The following is an 18,367-nucleotide window of genomic DNA, read 5'->3' as shown; positions in this document are numbered from 1 at the left end:
GAGCAAACGGCTGGGGCCGTGCTAGCGTTCATCAGGTCCCTTTCTCTCGCAGGTGCGCTTCCATGGAAGATACGAACATCATCAATGTGGGTACGGAGAAGATCAACGCACTGTGGGCGACGGTTTCGCAGTACGCGCTCGCATTCGGTGTGAAGATCATCGTCGCCATCCTCTTCTGGGTACTCGGCCGCTGGCTGATCGGCTTCGCCGTCGGGTTGGTGGAGAAGGCGCTGGCGCGACAGAGTGTCGACCCGACGGTGCTGCGCTACGTCGGCTCCTTCATCACCGTCACCCTGAACATCCTGCTGGTCGTCGGCATCCTCGGCTACTTCGGTGTGCAGACCACCAGTCTCGCCGCACTGATCGCCGCCATCGGCCTGGCCATCGGCATGGCCTGGTCGGGTCTGCTGGCGAACCTCGCCGCCGGTGGCTTCATCATCGTGCTGCGGCCGTTCAAGGTCGGCGACTTCGTCTCCGCCGGCGGCGTGACCGGCACCGTGAAGGAGATCGGCCTGTTCGCCACCGCCATCAATACCCCGGACAACGTCCTGACCCTGGTAGGCAACAACAAGATCTTCAGCGACACCATCCAGAACTTCAGCCACAACACCTTCCGCCGTGTGGAACTCAAGGCTCAGCTGTCCGGTGCCGCTGACTACGCGGCTGCCGTCGCGGTGCTCAAGCAGCGCATCGCGGCCATCCCCAACGTGCTGACCGACCCGCCAGTGGACGTGGAGATCCTCGAGTTCAACCTGGTCGGCCCGGTGCTGGCAGTGCGCCCGTACTGCCACAACGACAACTACTGGCAGGTCTACTTCGACACCAACCGCACCATCAAGGAAGCCCTGGGCACCGACTTCCCGGCACCGATGCCGGCGCAGACGGTGATCGTCCAGCAGCCAGCGAACCACTGACGGCTCCTGCTCCTGCACGGCTCCTGCTCCTGCAAAGGCCACCTCACGGTGGCCTTTTCTTTTCCGCGCGCGCATGGCTTTGCCGGGACCAATGGCGCCCCGGCATGGATGAGTGGCGCGGTGCATCGGACGCCGTCCTAGTTGCGCGCCTGATCCCGTCCGGCTGACGGACTTTTCCCTTCGATCTCCCAGCAAATGTCTGGCTGACCGCCCCATGCTGAGCCTTGCACCCTTGAGGCTCATTCTTCAGCGGCAAGGCGATCAACATGGCTGGCGGCAAGCGCAGTGAAGGATTCACCCTGGTGGAAGTGCTGGTCTCGGTACTCGTCCTCGGCATCGGCCTGCTGGGACTGGCGGGGCTGCAGAACGTCGCTGTCACTGCCGGCTACAGCGCGCTGCAACGTTCCCAGGCCTCCTGGCTGGCCAGCGAGATGGCCGATCTGCTGCGCGCGAATCCCGGCGCTGCCCGTGCGGGTGCCTACGACTCGAACTTCCTCGATGTGGCTGGTGGCTGCGCGATGGGTGGTGGCTCGACGCGGGCGCAACTCGATCTCGGCCAGTGGCAGGCCGACGTCTGCGAGACGCTCGGCGGAGCGGGCAGCGGCTCGGTGCGGGTAATCCGCAGTGGTGATCAGTACCGTGCGGTGATCGCTGTGCGCTGGAGCGACCGGCGCGCTCGCGAGCGCCTGGGTGAGGCAGGCAATGCCTGGGAAACCCTCACCTACCGGGCAGGCCTCTGACATGCGCCAGCGCGGGCTTTCGCTGGTCGAGCTGCTGGTGGCCATGGCGCTCGGCCTGTTGCTGCTGGCGGGCGTCATCGAGGTCGTCCTCGGCAGCAAACGCAGCTATCAGAGTGGTGTCGCGCTGGCTGAACTGCAGGAGACCGGCCGCTTCGCGCTGGAGGTCATTGCGCAGGATCTGCGCAATGCCGGGTTCACAGGTGCCTGTGCCGGCGGGCTGGTCAATGCCAGTGGCATCGAAGACGCGCAGTACGCCGTGGAGCGGTCGCCCCTCGAAGGGTACGGCTCGGGCATGTCGGCGTCCGCCTGGGTGCCTTCCGGGCGCCTGTCGAATACTGACGCCGTGCTGCTGCGCCATGCGTCCGAGCCTGTTCTCGAAGTGCGTTCGATCAGCGCAAACCGGGTGCTCCTTACCTCATCGAGTGCGGTCGCCGGGGCCTTCTATCTGCTCAGCGATCAGCAGTCCTGCCTGCTGCTGCGCAATGCCGGGAACGCGGCGAGCCTGCTGACCGAACGCTCGCTGGAGCACTTCCTGGCTGCCGCGGCGCGGGTTTACCCCTATCGCTACGCGATCTACTGGATCGGTCGTGGCGTCGACGGCACGCCGGGGCTGTTCGTGACGGAAAACAGCCAGACCTCATTCAAGCCCAATACCGAAGAACTGGTGAACGGCGTCGCCGGCATGAGCCTGCGCTATGGCGTGGCAGGGGCGGGCAGCGAGGTGGTGGCGGCCTACAAGGCGGCTCGGGAAATGAGCACCGGAGACTGGCGCCGGGTACGCACGGTGCGCATCAGCCTGCTGCTGCAGAGCCAGACCCGCGAGGTCGACGAGGCGCCCAAGGCGCTGCAGTTCGACGGCCGCACCGTTCCACCGAATGCGGAGCGACGACTGCGGCTGGTGATGAGCAGCACCATCGCGCTGCGCAATCTTTCGCCATGAAGGGAGGTCGCGCGATGCGCCATGAAGCCGAGTGCGGAGCGGTGCTGCTGGTCTCGCTGGTCATGCTGTTGCTGCTCACCCTCATTGGTCTCGCGGGCATGCGCATGGTGCAGTTGGAAGAGCGCATGGCCGGCAACCTGCGTGACCGGCAGATGGCGTTCCAGGCAGCAGAAGCGGCGCTGCGCGCCGGGGAAACGGCTGCACTGGAGCGCTATCGGAACGGCGGCCCCATGGCTTCTGTCGAGGCTGCCGAAGGAAGGGCGGGAGGCTTCTCCGAGAGCGCGGCACCACCGGTTTACCGGTTGAGCTTCCTGCGCTGGCTGGCCAGCGAAGGGCTGGAAGTCGGCAAGGGCGGCCTGGCCAATGGTGTCGCCATCGAGGTGCGCGCCGTGGGCTTCGGCGCGCGTCGCCAGCCTTCGGGGGAGCCGGTTTCCAGCGTGCGGCTGAGCAGCATCTTTTTCATCCGTTAGTCGGCAGCAAGGAGGTGGTAGTGAGGCGCGGAAGACTTTGTTCCCTGATGCTGGGCACCACGCTGGCGGGCGTGCTGCAGGCTGCGCCGGTCAGCCAGGTGCCGCTGCAGGTCGCCAGCGGTGCCCCGGGCAACATCCTGCTGCTGCCATCCTCGGCGCACGGGGCGATGGCGGCAGCAGCCAATCCGGGCTCGGTCTACGCCACCGGCGAGCGGTACTTCGGCTATTTCGACCCGGACAAGTGCTACGCCTACCGTGCTGGCGAAGCCGGGACGGAGCGCTATTTCCAGTCCGTCGGCCCGGCGCTGGCCCATGTCTGCCGGCAGGCCTGGAGTGGCAACTTCCTCAACTGGGCGACGGCACAGGCCATCGATGTGTATCGCGCCGTGCTGACCGGGGGCGACCGCTTCATCGACAGCGCCGCACTGACGGTGCTGCAGAAGGGACGGAATCTGGTGCGCGATGCTGCCTTCCCGGATCGTCTGCTGCCTGTCGACACCGTCGCGGGGGCCACGCCATTCTCCGGCGCAACGCTGTACCTGCGTGTCGCGGGAGAGGGGCGCAGCCTTCTGCTGGGTCGCAGCCCGGACTTTCCCGGCGAGCCGCAGGAGCTCCCGCCCGCAGCGCCGCTATTGCCTGAAACGACCTACCGGATCGAGGTGCGCGTGCAGGTCTGCATTGCCGGCCAGCTGGAGCGCAACTGCCAGCGCTATGGCGATTACTACAAGCCAGAGGGATTGCTGCAGCAATACTCTGGGCGCCTGCGCTTCAGCCTCTTCGGCCGGTCTGATCGCGAAACGGGAGTGGTGCTGCGCGCGCCGCAGAAGTTCGTCGGTCCATGGCTGGACGATGGGCGGGATAACCCGCTGAAAGAATGGTCGGCGCAGACCGGAATCTTCATCGACAGGCAGGCTGGAGTGATCGTCCAGTTCAATCGCTTCGACGAGACCCCGTCACCGCCAGTGGATGACCTTGGCGAGCTGCTCCATGCCGCCACAGGCTACCTGCGCCATCAGGGAGCCCATGCGGACCCGCTCACCTATGCCTGCCAGCGCAACGCCCTGCTCGGGATTGGCGGCGCAGGCGAAGGCGAAGCTGGCGCGAGTCTGCTGCGCCTTGGTGACCGGCAAGTGGTCCAGGCGACGCAGCAAGTGGCGGCCATGCAAGGCGGAGCAGGCTCCGCCGCGTCGCTCGCACTGGCAGGCGTGGCCTATGACGCCCATGCAGGCGATTTGCGCCCGGACCTGCCCGGCCGGCAGAGCGCCGCCACCTACTGGCTGGCGTCTTCCCATGAAGTAGCCGGGCCGGGCAGCGCCCTGTGGCTGGCGACCCAGTACGGTGGTTTTGCCATCCCGCGCGGCTACTCCTTGGTGCACACAGCAGCGCTGCCGGAAAGCGCGTGGCAGGGCGCCGATGGCTGGCCGCTCAACCTGTTGAGACTCACCGACCCTGATCAACTGCGCGATGAGCTGAAGCAGGCGTTCGTTCATGTAGCCGGCGATGAGCCGAGGAGCATCGGCAATTTCAGCGCCGGCCCGAACCCTGGCGAATGGTTCAGTACCCTGCTGGCGGGGCGGCGCTGGAGCGGCGACCTGCAGCTATGGCGCGAAGACGAACAGCAGCCACAATGGTCGGCGGCGCGGCGGCTGGATGAGCTGAGCGAAACGCAACTGGCCGGGCGGAACATCCTCACCGTGCGGCCGGCTACGGCTGATGCGGATGGCACGGTGGTCGCGCGCGCCGGCACGCCCTTCGCCTGGAGTGCCCTGGATGACGCACAGCGCCGCAGGCTGGGAGGCGAGCAGGGCGAGTTGCTGGTCGACTACCTGCGTGGTTCGCGCCTTCAGGAGCGGCGCGAGCCCGGCAGTGCGTTGCCGTTCCGCCTGCGCACCAGCCGGCTGGGCGACATCGCTGGTTCGCGCCCGGTCTACTCCTGGCACGACCCGCAGCCCTATGGCGAGCTGCTCAAGCCACTGGGCACCGGCTACCGGGAGTTCCTGGCCAGCGCCCGCTACCAGCAGCGTGCGCCGCTGGTGGCGGTGGGCGCCAACGACGGCATGCTGCATGGCTTCGATGCGCGCGACGGGCGCGAGTTGTTCGCCTATGTGCCGGCGGCAGTGCTGGGGCACCTTCACGAGCTGGCCGCCCCCGGCTATGCCCATCGCTATTACGTCGACGGGACGCCCACGGTGGGGAACGCCTGGATCGGCGAAGAGTGGCGAAGCCTGTTGGTGGGCAGCACCGGAGCGGGCGGCAACAGCCTGTATGCGCTGGACGTGACCGACCCCGAACGCGTCGAGTCCGGCAGCGTGCTCTGGGAGTTCAGCCATCCCGATCTCGGCTATACGCTGGGGCGGCCAGGCCTCATGGCCCTCGGTTCGGGAAGGTTCGTGGTAGCGGTTTCCTCCGGCGCCAGGGATCCGCAAAGCCAGGGCGGAGACATCTGGCTGCTCGATGCGGCAGATGGTCGGGTGCTCAAACGCATCCACCTGCCCGAGGCCGGCGATCTGGGCCCGGTGACGGCGATCAGCAGCAGGGGCGACGTGACTGCCGACCGCCTCTATGTGGGCGATAGCCTCGGGAATCTCTGGCGTGTGGACCTGTCGGGCGACGCGGGCGGCGACTCGGCGATCCCACCGTCGCTGGCCGGCAAGCCGCTGTTCCGCGCGCTGGCGCCGGATGGGCAGCCGCAGGCAATCAGCGCGTCGGTGGCGGCAGTCCTGGACCGCAGCGGACAAGTGCGAGTGCTGTTCGGAACCGGGCGCTACTACCGCGTGGGGGACGACGAGCCCTCGGCGGCGACTGAAAGCCTTTACGGCGTACTTGACGATGGGCGGGCCCTGGCCGGGCGGTCAGGGCTTCTGCCGGTTCCCGGCAAGGATGGCGTCCGAGGCTGGTATCTCGATCTGCCGGCGGATGGTTCGCGTGTGGTGGAGCAGCCGCAGGTTCGCGACGGGAAGCTGGTGGCGTTCAACCTGATCGCCCCGGGAGACGACCCCTGCGGCGATCCGCTCGCTCACGCTTTGGTCGTGCTGGATATCGGCAGCGGTGAGCGGCTGGCGGGCGGCCTGCCCAACACTGACAGGGCGGGCGGCGATGTCCTCCAGCAGTCCAGCGGCGCGCTGCTGCAATCCGACCCGGCCGGTGCTCTGCGTGTGCTGGGTGTGGATCCTGCTGGCCGCCCGCAGGGGCAGGCGGTCGATCTGCCTCGCGACTCCGGGCGCAAGGCCTGGTGGGAGTCTCGTTGAAATGCATTCGATGAACGAACGCGCGGGCGGTTTCACGCTGGTGGAACTGCTGGTCTGCCTGAGCCTGATCGGCATCCTGCTGGGTATTGCCCTGCCGGCGTACCAGGAGCACATCCAGCGGGTGCGCCGGGTGGACGCGCAGAAGTCTCTGGTGGAATGGGCTCAGTCGCTGGAGCGCTTCTACACCAGCCGTGGCACCTACGTCGGTGCAACGCTGGCGTTCGACCCGTCGCTGCTTGGCCCAGGGAATACCTTCTACCGCCTCGGATTCGCCAGTGGCCCGGACGAGTCGGGCTATGTCCTGCAGGCCGAGCCGGTCGGGGCGATGGCAGGAGATGCCTGCGGGGTGTTGACGCTGGCCAGCAGCGGGCTCCGTGGCGCGGCCACGGAGCGCTGCTGGTAGGCGTGCGTCAGGTCGGCGTGCGGTCTACCCACTTGGGCGCGGCCAAGGGCTTCCAGGCCGCCAGGGCACTGACCAGCTCGGCCGGTGAGGCGGCGCGTTGCAGCATGTCGCGGTGTGGCTGGCGCACGAAGCGCTCCTGCACCAGGTGGTCGAGGAAGGTCAGCAGCGGGTCGAAGAAGCCGTTCACTTCCAGCAGGCCCAGCGGCTTGGCATGGTAGCCGAGCTGGCCCCAGGTCCAGACCTCGAAGAGTTCTTCCAGGGTGCCGAGGCCGCCCGGCAGGGCGATGAAGGCGTCGCTCAGCTCAGCCATGCGCGCCTTGCGCGCGTGCATGCCGTCCACCACCTCCAGGCGCGTCAGCCCGCTGTGGCCGACTTCGGCGTCCTTGAGGCTCTGCGGGATGATGCCGATGACCTCGCCCCCCGCGGCCATCGCGGCGTTGGCGACCATGCCCATCAGGCCCACGGCGCCGCCGCCGTAGACCAGCTGGATGCCGTTCTCGGCGAGGTGGCGGCCGAGGGCTTCGGCGGCTTCCTGGTAGATCGGGGTGGCGCCGGGGCTGGCGCCGCAGAATACGCAGATGGAACGCAAGGTCATGGAGCTGTCCTCTTATTGCAGGCCGTCAGGTTACCGGCTGCAGGGACAGCGACCAAGCCGATTTCACTCGTGCTGGCAGCCGCCGGCCGAGGCGCCAAGTGCGTAGCAGGCGAGCAGGTTCTGCAGCAGCGGGCTTTGTAACAGCGCAAGACGGTGCATGGCGCGAACTCCTGTTGGGCCGGGTGATGAGGGCTATGCTAGGCGGGGTGCGCTGATCTGCCTCGTTGATCCTGCTGATCGGCCTGATAGACAGTTCGACGCTTGGCTCGTGGCCGATGGCCATTGATGCAGATCAGGGGAACCCCGAACGCGTTCGGGCAGTCTTCCCTTTCAGGATTCTCCGCCCAACCTGCCTAGGAGGCATGTCATGTTCCGTAAACTCGCCGCTGTATCCCTGCTTGGCCTGTTCAGTGCCCCGCTGCTGGCCGCCGAATGCTCCGTGGACATCCAGGGCAACGACCAGATGCAGTTCAGCACCAACGCCATCAGCGTCGACAAGAGCTGCAAGACCTTCACCGTGAACCTGTCCCACCCGGGCAGCCTGCCGAAGAACGTGATGGGCCATAACTGGGTCCTGACCACTGCCGCCGACATGCAGGGCGTGGTGACCGATGGCATGGCCGCCGGTCTGGACAAGAACTACATCAAGGATGGCGACACCCGTGTGATCGCCCACACCAAGATCATCGGCTCCGGCGAGAAGGACTCGGTGACCTTCGACGTATCCAAGCTGAAGGCCGGCGATGAATACGCCTTCTTCTGCTCCTTCCCGGGCCACTCGGCCATGATGAAGGGCACCCTCGCGGTGAAGTGATCCGGCTTTCGCTCGAAAGTGTGTGATCCGAAAAGCCCGACCCATGGTCGGGCTTTTTATTTCATGCAAGGAGGGTAGGGTGTGGGCGTGGTTGAAATTGCAACGGGGGACTCATGTACCACGGTGAACGCTTCAACGCCTGGACCCACCTGATCGGCGCCGTGCTGGCGCTGGTGGGCGGCATCTGGCTGCTGGTGGCCACCAGCCTGCTCGGCGAGCCGCTGCGCATCGTCAGCGTGGCAATCTATGGCACGACGCTACTGCTGCTCTACAGCATCTCCACGCTCTACCACAGCGTGCAGGGGCGGGCGAAGGTCATCCTGCGCAAGCTCGACCACCTGTCGATCTACCTGCTGATCGCCGGGAGCTATACGCCGTTCTGCCTGGTGACGCTGAAGGGGCCCTGGGGCTGGACGCTGTTCGGCATCGTCTGGTCCATGGCGGTGATCGGCATGCTGCAGGAGATCAAGCCGCGCTCCGAGGCACGGGTGCTGTCGATCATCATCTACGCAGTGATGGGCTGGATCGTGCTGATCGCGGTCGGGCCGCTTTACCGAGCGCTGGGCGGCGCGGGCTTTGCCTGGCTGGTGGGCGGCGGGGCCTTCTACACCATCGGCATCATCTTCTTCGCCTACGACAGCCGCTTCCGCCACTGGCACGGCATCTGGCACCTGTTCGTGATCGCCGGCAGCCTGCTGCACTTCATCGCCATCTGGCGCTACGTCATTCCCCAGCACTGAACCCTTGAGCTCGTTGACGCGGGACTTCTCCCGCGCCAACGGCTGCCGTTCGCTTATGGCGCGGTGGGCAGGGCGCGCTTGTGGCGGGTCTTCTCGAAGGTCCGGACGATGATGTCGAAGGCTTCCTGGCCGACGTCCTGACCGTGCAGGAAGGCATCGATTTCCTTGTAGGTCACGCCGTGGGCGTGCTCGTCCGGCTTGCCGGGGGCGAGGTCCTCGAGGTCGGCGGTCGGCACTTTCTCCACCAGGTGTTCCGGCGCGCCAAGGCTGCGGGCGATGCTGCGCACCTGGTTCTTCACCAGGCCGGTGAGCGGGGCGAGGTCGCAGGCGCCGTCGCCGAACTTGGTGAAGAAGCCCATCACCGCTTCGGCGGCGTGGTCGGTGCCGACCACCAGGCCGGCGCGGGCATTGGCGATGGTGTACTGGGCGACCATGCGGATGCGCGCCTTGGTGTTGCCCAGGGCGAAGTCGCGGGTGGCCGGCGCGAGCCCTTCCAGCGCCTGGGTCTCGGCGGCCAGCGCCTGCACCGAGGGGCCGATGTTCACGGTGTGGCGTTCGTCGGGGGCGATGACGTCCACCGAGTCCTGGGCGTCCTGCTCGTCGCCCTGCACGTTGTACGGCAGGCGCACGGCGAGGAAGCGGTAGTCCTGGTTGCCGGTCTCGGCGCGCAGGCCTTCCACGGCGCGCTGGCAGAGCATGCCGGCGGTGAGCGAGTCGACGCCGCCGCTGATGCCCAGCACCAGGGTCTTCATCCCCGAACCCTGCAGGCAGTCCTGGATGAAGCGCACGCGCCGCTGGATCTCGGCCTGCAGCTCGGCGTCGGACTGGAAGGGCGGCTGCACGTTGAGTTCTCTGGCGATGGCGGCCTGTGTGTCTTTCATCTGGAGGGCTCCTGTGGAAAGCGGAAAAGGGTTACACCGGCACCTTGAACACGTGGCGCAGGTAGGCGACGAAATTCTCGTCGCGGCATTGGGTCTTGCCCGGGGTGTCGGAAATCTTCGCCACCGGGTGGCCGTTGCAGGCCGTCATCTTGATCACGATGTTCATCGGTTCCACCCCGGGAATGTCGCAGGTCAGGTTGGTACCGATGCCGAAACTGACGTTGATCTTGCCACGCAATGCGCGGAAGAGCTGCAACGCCTTGGGCATGTCGAGGCCGTCGGAGAACACCAGGGTCTTGGTCATCGGGTCGATGCCCAGGCGGCGGTAATGGGCGATGGCCTTCTCGGCCCAGACCAGCGGGTCGCCCGAGTCGTGGCGCAGGCCATCGAAGAGCTTGGCGAAGTACAGGTCGAAGTCGCTGAGGAAGGCGTCCATGGTGATGCAGTCGGTCAGAGCGATGCCTAGTTGACCGCGGTATTCGCGCACCCAGCAGTCCAGCGCGGCGATCTGGCTGTCGATCAGCCGCGGGCCGAGCTGCTGGTGCGCCATCAGCCATTCGTGGGCCATGGTGCCGATCGGCTTCACGTCGAACTCGCGGGCCAGGTGCACGTTGCTGGTGCCGACGAAGCGGCCGGGGAAGTCGTGCTTGAGGATGTGCACGACTTCTTCCTGGGTGCGGTAGGAGAAGCGCCGGCGGGTGCCGAAGTCGGCCACCTGGAATTCCTTCAGCTCCTCCGCGCTGGCGTTGCCGGCGAGCCAATCGAGCTTGCGATAGAGCTGCTCGCCGACCTGCTCCAGCACCACCTCGCGGTAGCGGTAACGGTTGCGCACTTCGCTGACGATGGCCAGCAGCGGCACCTCGAAGAGGATCACGTGCAGCCACGGCCCGCGCAGGCGGATGGCCAGCTGGCCGTCCTCGATGCTGGTGTGCACGTAGCGCAGGTTGAAGCGGAACAGGCTGAGGAAGCGGATGAAGTCCGGCTTGATGAACGGGATACGCTCGAGGAAGGCCAACTGGTCCGGCGTGGCTTCCAGTTCGGCCAGGCGCTCGATCTGGTAGCGGATTTCCGCCAGGTAGGGGCGCAGGTCCTCGGCGTTGCGGCAGCGGAACTCCCACTCCACTTCGGCGTTGGGGTAGTTGTGCAGCACCGCCTGCATCATCGTCAGCTTGTAGAAGTCGGTGTCCAGCAGGTTCTGCACGATGCTGTCGGCAAACACGCTCTCGGCCATGGTCAATTCTCCCTGATGCCCATGAGGGCCTCGTCCAGTTCGTTCTCGTCGGCGCAGAGGATCACCCCGGCGTTGCGCATTTCGTTGCAGGCGGCTTCTGCGGTTTCCACCGCGATGGCTCGGCAGGCCGGCAGGTACAGCAGCACCTGGAAGCCGGCGCGGCGCAGTTGCAGCGCGGTGGTCTTCACGCAGTAGTCCAGCGCCAGGCCGCCCACCAGCACGTGGCTGACCACGTTCTGCCGCAGGTATTCGATCACCCCGGTGCTGCGCCGTTCTGCCAGGTCGTGGTAGCAGGCGCCGTAGGGGTGCAGGTCCGGCTCGACGCCCTTCCAGATGAAGAAGTCGTAGTCCATCGGCCTAGGCAGCTCATCCAGCAACTCGAAGCCCGGGGTGCCCGGCACGCAGTGGCTGACCCAGGTGAGGTCGGCATTGGGCAGGCTGAGCGGTTGCAGCATCTGTGCCGGTTCGCTCACCACCCAGGGTGCTTGTGGCGTGTGGGCGTCCTTGCTGCCCAGGCGCAGGCTGGCGCGCTCGGCCATCAGGTTGAGCGCACCGCCGATGGCATCACCACCGGGCACCGGCAGTTCGTTGGGGCAGAGCGGGGTGAAGCTTTTCTGGGCGTCTACATCGAAGCTGGCGATCAGGTTCATGGAAACCTCCGCTTGACCGTGGGTGGCCTGTCGTGACTACATAATTCATGACGTGAAATAAGTCGTCAAGCAGAAAGATGGAAATTCATGGGAGGTGGAAGATGCTTTCTGTACATGGTGAAATAAGTCACAGACTTCTTCCAGTGAGGAAGCATCCGAGGAGCATCGATGAGTACCGCTGAAGTGCTGGCCACCGTGGATATCGTGGCGCTGCGCCTGAACCCCGAGCTGGGGCTGGAGCTGCTGCTGATCCGCCGCGCCCAAGCGCCGTTCGAAGGCCAGTGGGCGCTGCCCGGCGTGCTGATCAACGGCCGCTGCGCCGACCATGGTCTGGACGATGCCGCCTTGCGCGCATTGCGCGAGAAGGCGCGGGTGACGCCGGCGTACATGGAGCAGGTGGCGACCGTGGGCAACGCAGTACGCGACCCGCGTGGCTGGTCGTTGAGCGTGTTCTATCTGGTGCTGGTGGCGCCGGACACCGAACTGGCCGCCGACGACCTGGACTTCGTGCCGCTGGAGTCTGTGCGTGGTGAGCGCTTCGCCTTGCCGTTCGATCACACCCAACTGGTACAGCAGGCCTGCGAGCGGCTGGCGGGCAAGTCGGTGTACAGCGCGTTGCCGCTGCATCTGCTGCCCGAGCGCTTCACCGTGGCCGAGGCGCTGAAGGCCTTCGAATGGTCCATCGGCGAGGAAATCCAGCATTCCAGCCTGCGCGGGCGGCTGGAGCGGATGAAGACGGCGGGCTGGGTGGAAGACACCGGCGAGCGCCACCAGCCGCCGATGGGACGGCCGCAGCATGTGTTGCGCTTTACGCCGCAGGGGGATGGGGCGTTCGTGTTTGATCGGAGTTTGCTGGTTTAGGTGTTTACGGAGAGTTTGGAGCCGGGCGGGCCCTCTCCCCAGCCCTCTCCCTGAAGGGAGAGGGAGTATCCGAGCAGGCTGGAGCCTCTGCGCCCTTCTGAAACATCGGATTCAGGCTGATCGCAGTCCGACGCTTCACGCCGAGTCAGTCCCCTCTCCCTTCTGGGAGAGGGTGTCGCCGGCCACACGAAATTCACCCCTCCATCCGCTCCCCGATCCACTCCACGAACGCCCGCACCTTGGGCACCGCCGCCGCATGCTCGGGGTACGCCAGGTAGTAGCCGCTGCGGCTTTGCAGGCCGTGCTCCCAGGCGATCACCAGCTTGCCCTCGCTCAGCTCCTCTTCCACCAGGAACCGCGGCAGCAGTGCTACGCCGCAGCCGGCCTGGGCCGCGCGGATGCACATGTAGAAGGTGTCGAAGCGCGGCCCGTGGTAGCTGTGCTCGCTGTGTCGGCCGAGGCTGAGGAACCACTCGTGCCACGCCTCCTGGCGCGTGGCGTTCTGCAGCAGGACCAGGTCCGCCAGCTGGGTCGGCTCGCTCAGCGGCTGTGCCGGCAGGATCGCCGGTGAGCACACCGGCACCATCTCCTCGCCGAACAGCGCCACGCATTCCGCGCCGGGCAGGGTGCCGGCGCCGAAGAAGAACGCGATGTCGCAGCGCGATTGCAGCAGGTCGCCGGGCTCCAGTTCCTGGCGCAGGTCCAGGTGGATGTTCGGGTGGCGGTGGCGCCAGCCGTTCAGACGCGGGATCAGCCAGCGTGCGCCGAAGGTCGGTGGCGTCGCCACACGCAGCACTTCGGTCTCGCCGCCGTAGGACAGCAGGTAGTGGGTGGACATCTCCACCTGGGTGAGGATCTTGCGCACCTCCACCAGGTACAGGTCGCCCGCCGGGGTCAGTTGCAGGCGGCGGCGCACGCGGCGGAACAGCAGGTGCTGGAGCATTTCCTCCAGCTGCGCCACCTGCTTGCTGACCGCGCTCTGGGTCAGGTTCAGCTCTTCGGAGGCGCGGGTAAAACTCAGGTGCCGTGCCACCGCTTCGAAGCATTGCAGGGCGGTCATGGACGGCAGGTGGCGTTTGCTCAGCATGGCGGGCAGTTCATGAATTTACGGAATGATGTGCATAGGAAACGTCGTTTGTTGTGCCTCGGCAAGCCGTTTATTACTGCTGGCATTCCGTCAGGTCATCTGAAAAGAACTGGAGTCCGCATGATTTCCGCACTGCTCGAATCCCTCGGCGTCGACGCCCGCCTGGTCACCGGTGGCGATCAGGTCATCCACTCTCCCATCGACGGCAGCCGCCTGGGCGCGGTGCGCCTGGAAAGCGCCGCCGAGGTGGAGCAGAAGATCGGCCGCGCCGCCCACGCCTTCGACGCCTGGCGCAAGGTGCCGGCGCCGCGCCGTGGCGAACTGGTGCGCCTGTTCGGCGAGGAGTTGCGGGCGAGCAAGGCGGCACTGGGCGAACTGGTGTCCTGGGAGGCCGGCAAGATCACCCAGGAAGGCCAGGGCGAAGTGCAGGAGATGATCGACATCTGCGATTTCGCCGTCGGCCTGTCGCGTCAGCTCTACGGCCTGACCATCGCCTCCGAGCGCCCCGGCCACCACATGCGCGAGACCTGGCACCCGCTGGGTGTGGTCGGGGTGATCAGCGCCTTCAACTTCCCGGTCGCCGTGTGGTCGTGGAACACCGCGCTGGCGCTGGTCTGCGGCAACTCGGTGGTGTGGAAGCCGTCGGAGAAGACCCCGCTCACCGCGCTGGCCTGCCAGGCGCTGTTCGAGCGCGCACTGAGCAAGTTCGGTGACGCCCCGGCGCATCTCAGCCAGGTGGTGATCGGTGATCGCAGCGCCGGTGAAGCGCTGGTGGACGACGCGCGCGTCGCCCTGGTCAGCGCCACCGGCAGCACCCGCATGGGGCGCGAGGTCGGCCCGCGCGTGGCGGCCCGTTTCGGCCGCAGCATCCTCGAACTGGGCGGCAACAACGCGATGGTCCTGGCGCCTAGCGCCGATCTCGACATGGCCGTGCGCGCCGTGCTGTTCAGCGCCGTCGGCACCGCCGGGCAGCGCTGCACCACGCTGCGTCGACTGATCGCCCACGAGTCGGTGAAGGACGAGTTCGTCAGTCGCCTGAAGACTGCCTACGCCAAGGTGCGCATCGGTCATCCGCTGGAGGGCAACCTGGTCGGCCCGCTGATCGACGAGCGCAGCTTCTTGGCCATGCAGGGTGCCTTGGAACAGGCGCGCGGCGAGGGCGGCGTGGTGTTCGGCGGCGAGCGCCAGCTGGCCGACCAATTCCCCGAGGCCTACTACGTGTCGCCGGCCATCGTCGAGATGCCCGAGCAGAGCGACGTGGTGCGCAGCGAGACCTTCGCGCCGATCCTCTATGTGGTGCCCTACAAGGACTTCAACGACGCGGTGGCGCTGAACAACGGCGTGCCCCAGGGGCTGTCGTCGTGCATCTTCACCACCGACCTGCGCGAGGCGGAAGCCTTCATCTCGGCGGTGGGCAGCGACTGCGGCATCGCCAACGTCAACATCGGCCCCAGCGGTGCGGAGATCGGCGGCGCCTTCGGTGGCGAGAAGGAAACCGGCGGCGGCCGCGAATCCGGCTCCGATGCCTGGAAGGGCTACATGCGCCGGCAGACCAACACCGTGAACTATTCGCGGGAACTGCCGCTGGCGCAGGGCATAGTCTTCGACTGAGAGCTGTTGCCGTGGGGGCTCTTCTTCCGGGGGCTTGGTGCCCGGTCTCCCTCTCCCTGACCCTCTCCCTGAAGGGAGAGGGGACCGTACGGTGCAGGTTGATACTTCGACGTCAGCCGGCACGGACAGCTAGCTCCCTCTCCCTTCGGAGCGGGGCGCGCAGCCAGGGCGGGGGGAGAGGGCCAGGCCTGGTGCCAAGTATTCACGGTACGAACGAGTTCACCAGGCAGCTGTACAGAGTCATTCACAAAGGTTCGCGTAGAAGGATCGCTGGATGTCGCTTCGCCAAGAGTGTCTGTGGGAACACCTGACTCCCGACCGCCCGGAAGCCCCGGAGCTGCGCGGGGATCGCAAGGTCGACGTGTGTGTCATCGGCGCGGGTTTCACCGGCCTGTCCGCCGCACTGCATCTGCTGGAGCGCGGCCAACAGGTCTGCGTGCTGGAAGCCCACACCACCGGGCATGGTGGCTCGGGGCGCAACGTCGGGCTGGTCAACGCCGGCCTGTGGATTCCCCCGGACGAGATCGAAGCGGGCATGGGCGCCGAGATCGGCCAGCGGGTCAACCGCATGCTCGGCAACGCGCCCTCGCTGGTGTTCTCCCTGATCGACAAGTACGCCATCGATTGCCAGGCGCGCCGCGAAGGCACCCTGCACATGGCGCACAACGCCCGTGGCCTGGCAGACCTGCGTAGCCGCTGCGAGCAATGGGGCCGCCGTGGCGCGCCGGTGGAACTGCTCACCGGTACTGATTGCGAGCAGGCCTGCGGCACCGACAAGATTGCTGGTGCGCTGCTCGACCGCCGCGCCGGCACGCTCAACCCCATGGGCTACGTCAGCGGCCTGGCCCGCGCGGTGCTCGGTCTGGGTGGCGAGCTGTACCACCATTCCCCGGTGGTCGGCCTGGTGCGCGTGGGCAGTGCGTGGAACGTGATCACCGCCGGTGGCGTGGTGACCGCCGACAAGGTGGTGATCGCCTCCAGCGCCTACACCGAAGGGGAGTGGACGCAGCTGCGCCGCACCTTCTTCCCCGGTTTTTACTACCAGGTCGCCTCGCGCCCGCTGGAGGGGGCGGAAGCCGCGCGCATCCTGCCGGGCGGGCAGGGCTCCTGGGATACCCGCCAGGTGCTCAGCAGCATCCGCCGCGACGCCGACGGCCGCCTGCTGCTCGGCAGCCTCGGCAAGGGCACCGGCAAGCCGGCGTGGTTCCTCAAGAGCTGGGCGGACCGCATCCAGCAGCACTACTTCCCCAGGCTGGGCAAGGTGGACTGGGAGTTCACCTGGACCGGCTGCATCGACTTCACTCCCGACCACCTCATGCGCCTGTTCGAGCCGGCGCCGGGGCTGGTCGCCATGAGCGGCTACAACGGCCGTGGCGTCACCACCGGTACGGTGGTGGGCAAGGCCTTCGCCGACTTCCTGCTGGACGGTGATGCCAGCGCCTTGCCGATGCCGCTCAGGCCTATGGAGGAAATCTCCGCCGTGGGCCTGCGCAGCTGTCTGTACGAAGCCGGCTTCTCCCTCTACCACGCCGGGCAATGCCTGCGGGTGGTGATCTGAGGTCGTTCAGACTGGGGCGCGCGCCGCCCCGGTTTGACCCGCCAACGCTCGCTGCACTTTGGTCTAGCCTCTTATGGTGCGTTACCCCGACGGGTCTGCACCGCGGATGTGCAGTTCGGTGACAGCGATGGTTACGGTTGGGGTTGCGCCTGTGGTGGCTGGAAAAAGTCAGCCCACGGGAAGGAGGGTTGCACCCTGATGTCTTCCTGGTTGCACCTTATTCTTTCAGTGGGTTGCACGTGTCTAGCACTTGATGTCTGCCAGCTCGGGCTGTTTTCGCTGTAGGACTTGGTTAATAACAAAAACGAATGGCACGCCGCTTGCTGTCGATAATTCGCTGAATCGCTTAAACGAGAAATCGCCAACAAGAAATACAACGCGCCATTACAAAAACCCTCAGGAGCAAAACTCCATGTCGCAGAAGATTTTCAGAAAAGGCTTTCTGGCTCTGGCGGTAACCACCGCACTGGGCATGTCTTCCGTTGTACAGGCCGATGTTGTTATCGGGGTCGCAGGTCCGCATACCGGGGCCAACGCCTCGTTCGGTGAGCAGTACTGGCGTGGGGCAAGCCAGGCCGCGGAAGACATCAACGCCGCCGGTGGCATCAATGGCGAGAAGATCAAACTGGTGAAGGCGGACGACGCCTGCGAACCGAAACAGGCCGTGGCCGTGGCCAACCGCCTGGTGGACCAGGACAAGGCGGTCGCCGTGGTCGGCCACTTCTGCTCCTCCTCCACCATCCCCGCCTCGGAGGTCTACGACGAGGCCGGCATCATCGCCATCACCCCCGGTTCCACCAACCCGCAGGTTACCGAGCGCGGCCTTTCCGGCATGTTCCGCATGTGCGGCCGTGACGACCAGCAGGGCGTGGTCGCCGGCGACTACATCGTCGACGTGCTGAAGGCGAAGAAGGTCGCGGTGATCCACGACAAGGACACCTACGGCCAGGGCCTGGCCGACGCCACCCGCGCGCAGCTGAACAAGCGTGGCGTGAAGGAAGTGCTGTACGAAGGCCTGACCCGTGGCGAGAAGGACTTCAACGCCCTGGTCACCAAGATCCGCGCCTCGGGCGCAGAAGTCGTCTACTTCGGCGGCCTGCACCCGGAAGCCGGCCCGCTGGTACGGCAGATGCGCGAGCAGGGCCTGACCGCCAAGTTCATGTCCGACGACGGCATCGTCACCGACGAGCTGGTCACCACCGCTGGCGGCCCGCAGTACGTCAAGGGCGTGCTGATGACCTTCGGCGCCGACCCGCGCCTGATCCCGGACGGCAAGGCCGTGGTGGAGAAATTCCGCGCCAACGGTTTCGAGCCCGAGGGTTACACCCTCTACGCCTACTCCTCGGTACAGGCCCTGGCCGCCGCCTTCAACGGCGCGGGCAAGACCGACCCGGCCAAGGCCAGCGCCTGGCTGAAGGCCAATCCGGTGCAGACCGTGATGGGCAAGAAGGAGTGGGACAAGAAGGGCGACCTGAAAGTCTCCGACTACGTGGTCTACGAGTGGGACGACAAGGGCAAGTACCACCAGCTCGACGCGTTCAAGAAGTAACCGCCTGACCGGCCGGCGCCGCTACCCGCGGCGCCGGCTTCCCCGCAGGTCGACGAAACGCGCGCAGCTGGTCAC

General features: G+C 66.4%; 17 protein-coding genes. 12 read left to right on the top strand and 5 right to left on the bottom strand.

Translation table 11 applies throughout. The annotated features are described in order from the left end of the window. Positions 1 to 62 precede the first annotated feature (62 nt). The 6 genes from J2T47_RS10720 to J2T47_RS10695 all read left to right on the top strand — a co-directional run bounded on the left by J2T47_RS10720 (position 63) and on the right by J2T47_RS10695 (position 6,715). Entirely contained in the window at positions 63 to 914 is an 852-nt protein-coding gene (locus J2T47_RS10720; protein WP_253445818.1) for a mechanosensitive ion channel family protein, read from the top strand. Between the two features lie 266 nt (positions 915 to 1,180). Continuing rightward, a complete protein-coding gene (gene pilV / locus J2T47_RS10715) occupies positions 1,181 to 1,654 on the top strand; it encodes a type IV pilus modification protein PilV (RefSeq protein ID WP_253445815.1) in 474 nt (157 codons plus the stop codon). 1 nt (position 1,655) lies between these two features. After that, positions 1,656 to 2,594 carry a PilW family protein gene (locus J2T47_RS10710; protein ID WP_253445813.1) on the top strand — a complete coding sequence of 313 codons (939 nt, stop codon included), beginning with the start codon at positions 1,656 to 1,658 and terminating at the stop codon, positions 2,592 to 2,594. A gap of 14 nt (positions 2,595 to 2,608) precedes the next feature. Next, on the top strand, positions 2,609 to 3,064 hold the full coding sequence (locus J2T47_RS10705; RefSeq protein WP_253445810.1) for a pilus assembly PilX family protein: 456 nt from the start codon (positions 2,609 to 2,611) through the stop codon (positions 3,062 to 3,064). Positions 3,065 to 3,111: 47 nt separating this feature from the next. Then, a complete protein-coding gene (locus tag J2T47_RS10700; RefSeq protein WP_253445807.1) occupies positions 3,112 to 6,312 on the top strand; it encodes a pilus assembly protein in 3,201 nt (1,066 codons plus the stop codon). A gap of 10 nt (positions 6,313 to 6,322) precedes the next feature. Further along, positions 6,323 to 6,715: a type IV pilin protein gene (locus J2T47_RS10695; RefSeq protein WP_253445804.1), complete on the top strand. Its 393-nt coding sequence runs from the start codon at positions 6,323 to 6,325 to the stop codon at positions 6,713 to 6,715. Between the two features lie 7 nt (positions 6,716 to 6,722). Here J2T47_RS10695 and J2T47_RS10690 read toward each other — a convergent pair whose 3' ends face one another. Next, on the bottom strand, positions 6,723 to 7,310 hold the full coding sequence (locus J2T47_RS10690) for a TIGR00730 family Rossman fold protein (protein WP_253445801.1): 588 nt from the start codon (positions 7,308 to 7,310) through the stop codon (positions 6,723 to 6,725). A gap of 367 nt (positions 7,311 to 7,677) precedes the next feature. Here J2T47_RS10690 and azu point away from each other — a divergent pair, with 367 nt between their 5' ends. Next, positions 7,678 to 8,124: an azurin gene (gene azu / locus J2T47_RS10685; RefSeq protein ID WP_253445796.1), complete on the top strand. Its 447-nt coding sequence runs from the start codon at positions 7,678 to 7,680 to the stop codon at positions 8,122 to 8,124. A 113-nt stretch (positions 8,125 to 8,237) separates the two neighbouring features. Next, the gene (gene trhA / locus J2T47_RS10680; protein WP_253445792.1) at positions 8,238 to 8,864 is read left to right on the top strand and encodes a PAQR family membrane homeostasis protein TrhA; all 627 of its coding nucleotides are present in this window, start codon (positions 8,238 to 8,240) and stop codon (positions 8,862 to 8,864) included. A gap of 53 nt (positions 8,865 to 8,917) precedes the next feature. Here trhA and nadE read toward each other — a convergent pair whose 3' ends face one another. The 3 genes from nadE to J2T47_RS10665 are packed head-to-tail and all read right to left on the bottom strand — an operon-like array spanning position 8,918 to position 11,626. After that, positions 8,918 to 9,745 carry an ammonia-dependent NAD(+) synthetase gene (gene nadE, locus J2T47_RS10675; RefSeq protein WP_192383745.1) on the bottom strand — a complete coding sequence of 276 codons (828 nt, stop codon included), beginning with the start codon at positions 9,743 to 9,745 and terminating at the stop codon, positions 8,918 to 8,920. Between the two features lie 31 nt (positions 9,746 to 9,776). After that, entirely contained in the window at positions 9,777 to 10,976 is a 1,200-nt protein-coding gene (gene pncB / locus J2T47_RS10670; RefSeq protein WP_253445789.1) for a nicotinate phosphoribosyltransferase, read from the bottom strand. A 2-nt stretch (positions 10,977 to 10,978) separates the two neighbouring features. Then, complete coding sequence (locus J2T47_RS10665; protein ID WP_253445785.1) at positions 10,979 to 11,626, bottom strand: nicotinamidase; 648 nt, start codon at positions 11,624 to 11,626, stop codon at positions 10,979 to 10,981. Positions 11,627 to 11,794: 168 nt separating this feature from the next. Here J2T47_RS10665 and J2T47_RS10660 point away from each other — a divergent pair, with 168 nt between their 5' ends. Further along, on the top strand, positions 11,795 to 12,487 hold the full coding sequence (locus J2T47_RS10660; RefSeq protein ID WP_253445782.1) for an NrtR DNA-binding winged helix domain-containing protein: 693 nt from the start codon (positions 11,795 to 11,797) through the stop codon (positions 12,485 to 12,487). A 193-nt stretch (positions 12,488 to 12,680) separates the two neighbouring features. Here the strand turns inward: J2T47_RS10660 and J2T47_RS10655 are convergent, their stop codons facing one another. After that, the gene (locus J2T47_RS10655) at positions 12,681 to 13,574 is read right to left on the bottom strand and encodes a LysR family transcriptional regulator (RefSeq protein ID WP_253445779.1); all 894 of its coding nucleotides are present in this window, start codon (positions 13,572 to 13,574) and stop codon (positions 12,681 to 12,683) included. Positions 13,575 to 13,694: 120 nt separating this feature from the next. On the opposite strand from J2T47_RS10655, the gene amaB reads away from it, so the two are divergent. The 3 genes from amaB to J2T47_RS10640 all read left to right on the top strand — a co-directional run bounded on the left by amaB (position 13,695) and on the right by J2T47_RS10640 (position 18,292). Further along, positions 13,695 to 15,185: an L-piperidine-6-carboxylate dehydrogenase gene (gene amaB, locus J2T47_RS10650; protein WP_301295467.1), complete on the top strand. Its 1,491-nt coding sequence runs from the start codon at positions 13,695 to 13,697 to the stop codon at positions 15,183 to 15,185. Positions 15,186 to 15,459: 274 nt separating this feature from the next. Further along, entirely contained in the window at positions 15,460 to 16,743 is a 1,284-nt protein-coding gene (gene amaA / locus J2T47_RS10645) for an L-pipecolate oxidase (RefSeq protein WP_253445772.1), read from the top strand. A 412-nt stretch (positions 16,744 to 17,155) separates the two neighbouring features. Further along, positions 17,156 to 18,292: a branched-chain amino acid ABC transporter substrate-binding protein gene (locus J2T47_RS10640; RefSeq protein ID WP_192434176.1), complete on the top strand. Its 1,137-nt coding sequence runs from the start codon at positions 17,156 to 17,158 to the stop codon at positions 18,290 to 18,292. The last annotated feature ends 75 nt before the right edge of the window (positions 18,293 to 18,367 follow it).

The sequence above is a fragment of the Pseudomonas nitroreducens genome, assembly GCF_024170165.1.
GTDB classification, from domain to species: domain Bacteria; phylum Pseudomonadota; class Gammaproteobacteria; order Pseudomonadales; family Pseudomonadaceae; genus Pseudomonas; species Pseudomonas nitroreducens_C.
The sequence above is the reverse complement of the archived record's forward strand: the minus strand, read 5'-3'. Positions and strand labels throughout refer to the sequence as shown.

Bases quoted from the DNA above. Each gene is read 5' to 3' on its own strand.
- J2T47_RS10640 (WP_192434176.1), top strand. From the start codon at position 17,156: ATGTCGCAGAAGATTTTCAGAAAAGGCTTTCTGGCTCTGGCGGTAACC.
- pncB (WP_253445789.1), bottom strand. From the start codon at position 10,976: ATGGCCGAGAGCGTGTTTGCCGACAGCATCGTGCAGAACCTGCTGGAC.
- J2T47_RS10720 (WP_253445818.1), top strand. From the start codon at position 63: ATGGAAGATACGAACATCATCAATGTGGGTACGGAGAAGATCAACGCA.
- J2T47_RS10705 (WP_253445810.1), top strand. From the start codon at position 2,609: ATGCGCCATGAAGCCGAGTGCGGAGCGGTGCTGCTGGTCTCGCTGGTC.
- nadE (WP_192383745.1), bottom strand. From the start codon at position 9,745: ATGAAAGACACACAGGCCGCCATCGCCAGAGAACTCAACGTGCAGCCG.
- J2T47_RS10700 (WP_253445807.1), top strand. From the start codon at position 3,112: ATGCTGGGCACCACGCTGGCGGGCGTGCTGCAGGCTGCGCCGGTCAGC.
- J2T47_RS10655 (WP_253445779.1), bottom strand. From the start codon at position 13,574: ATGCTGAGCAAACGCCACCTGCCGTCCATGACCGCCCTGCAATGCTTC.
- J2T47_RS10660 (WP_253445782.1), top strand. From the start codon at position 11,795: ATGAGTACCGCTGAAGTGCTGGCCACCGTGGATATCGTGGCGCTGCGC.
- J2T47_RS10695 (WP_253445804.1), top strand. From the start codon at position 6,323: ATGAACGAACGCGCGGGCGGTTTCACGCTGGTGGAACTGCTGGTCTGC.
- pilV (WP_253445815.1), top strand. From the start codon at position 1,181: ATGGCTGGCGGCAAGCGCAGTGAAGGATTCACCCTGGTGGAAGTGCTG.
- J2T47_RS10710 (WP_253445813.1), top strand. From the start codon at position 1,656: ATGCGCCAGCGCGGGCTTTCGCTGGTCGAGCTGCTGGTGGCCATGGCG.
- amaA (WP_253445772.1), top strand. From the start codon at position 15,460: ATGTCGCTTCGCCAAGAGTGTCTGTGGGAACACCTGACTCCCGACCGC.
- J2T47_RS10690 (WP_253445801.1), bottom strand. From the start codon at position 7,310: ATGACCTTGCGTTCCATCTGCGTATTCTGCGGCGCCAGCCCCGGCGCC.
- trhA (WP_253445792.1), top strand. From the start codon at position 8,238: ATGTACCACGGTGAACGCTTCAACGCCTGGACCCACCTGATCGGCGCC.
- amaB (WP_301295467.1), top strand. From the start codon at position 13,695: ATGATTTCCGCACTGCTCGAATCCCTCGGCGTCGACGCCCGCCTGGTC.
- azu (WP_253445796.1), top strand. From the start codon at position 7,678: ATGTTCCGTAAACTCGCCGCTGTATCCCTGCTTGGCCTGTTCAGTGCC.
- J2T47_RS10665 (WP_253445785.1), bottom strand. From the start codon at position 11,626: ATGAACCTGATCGCCAGCTTCGATGTAGACGCCCAGAAAAGCTTCACC.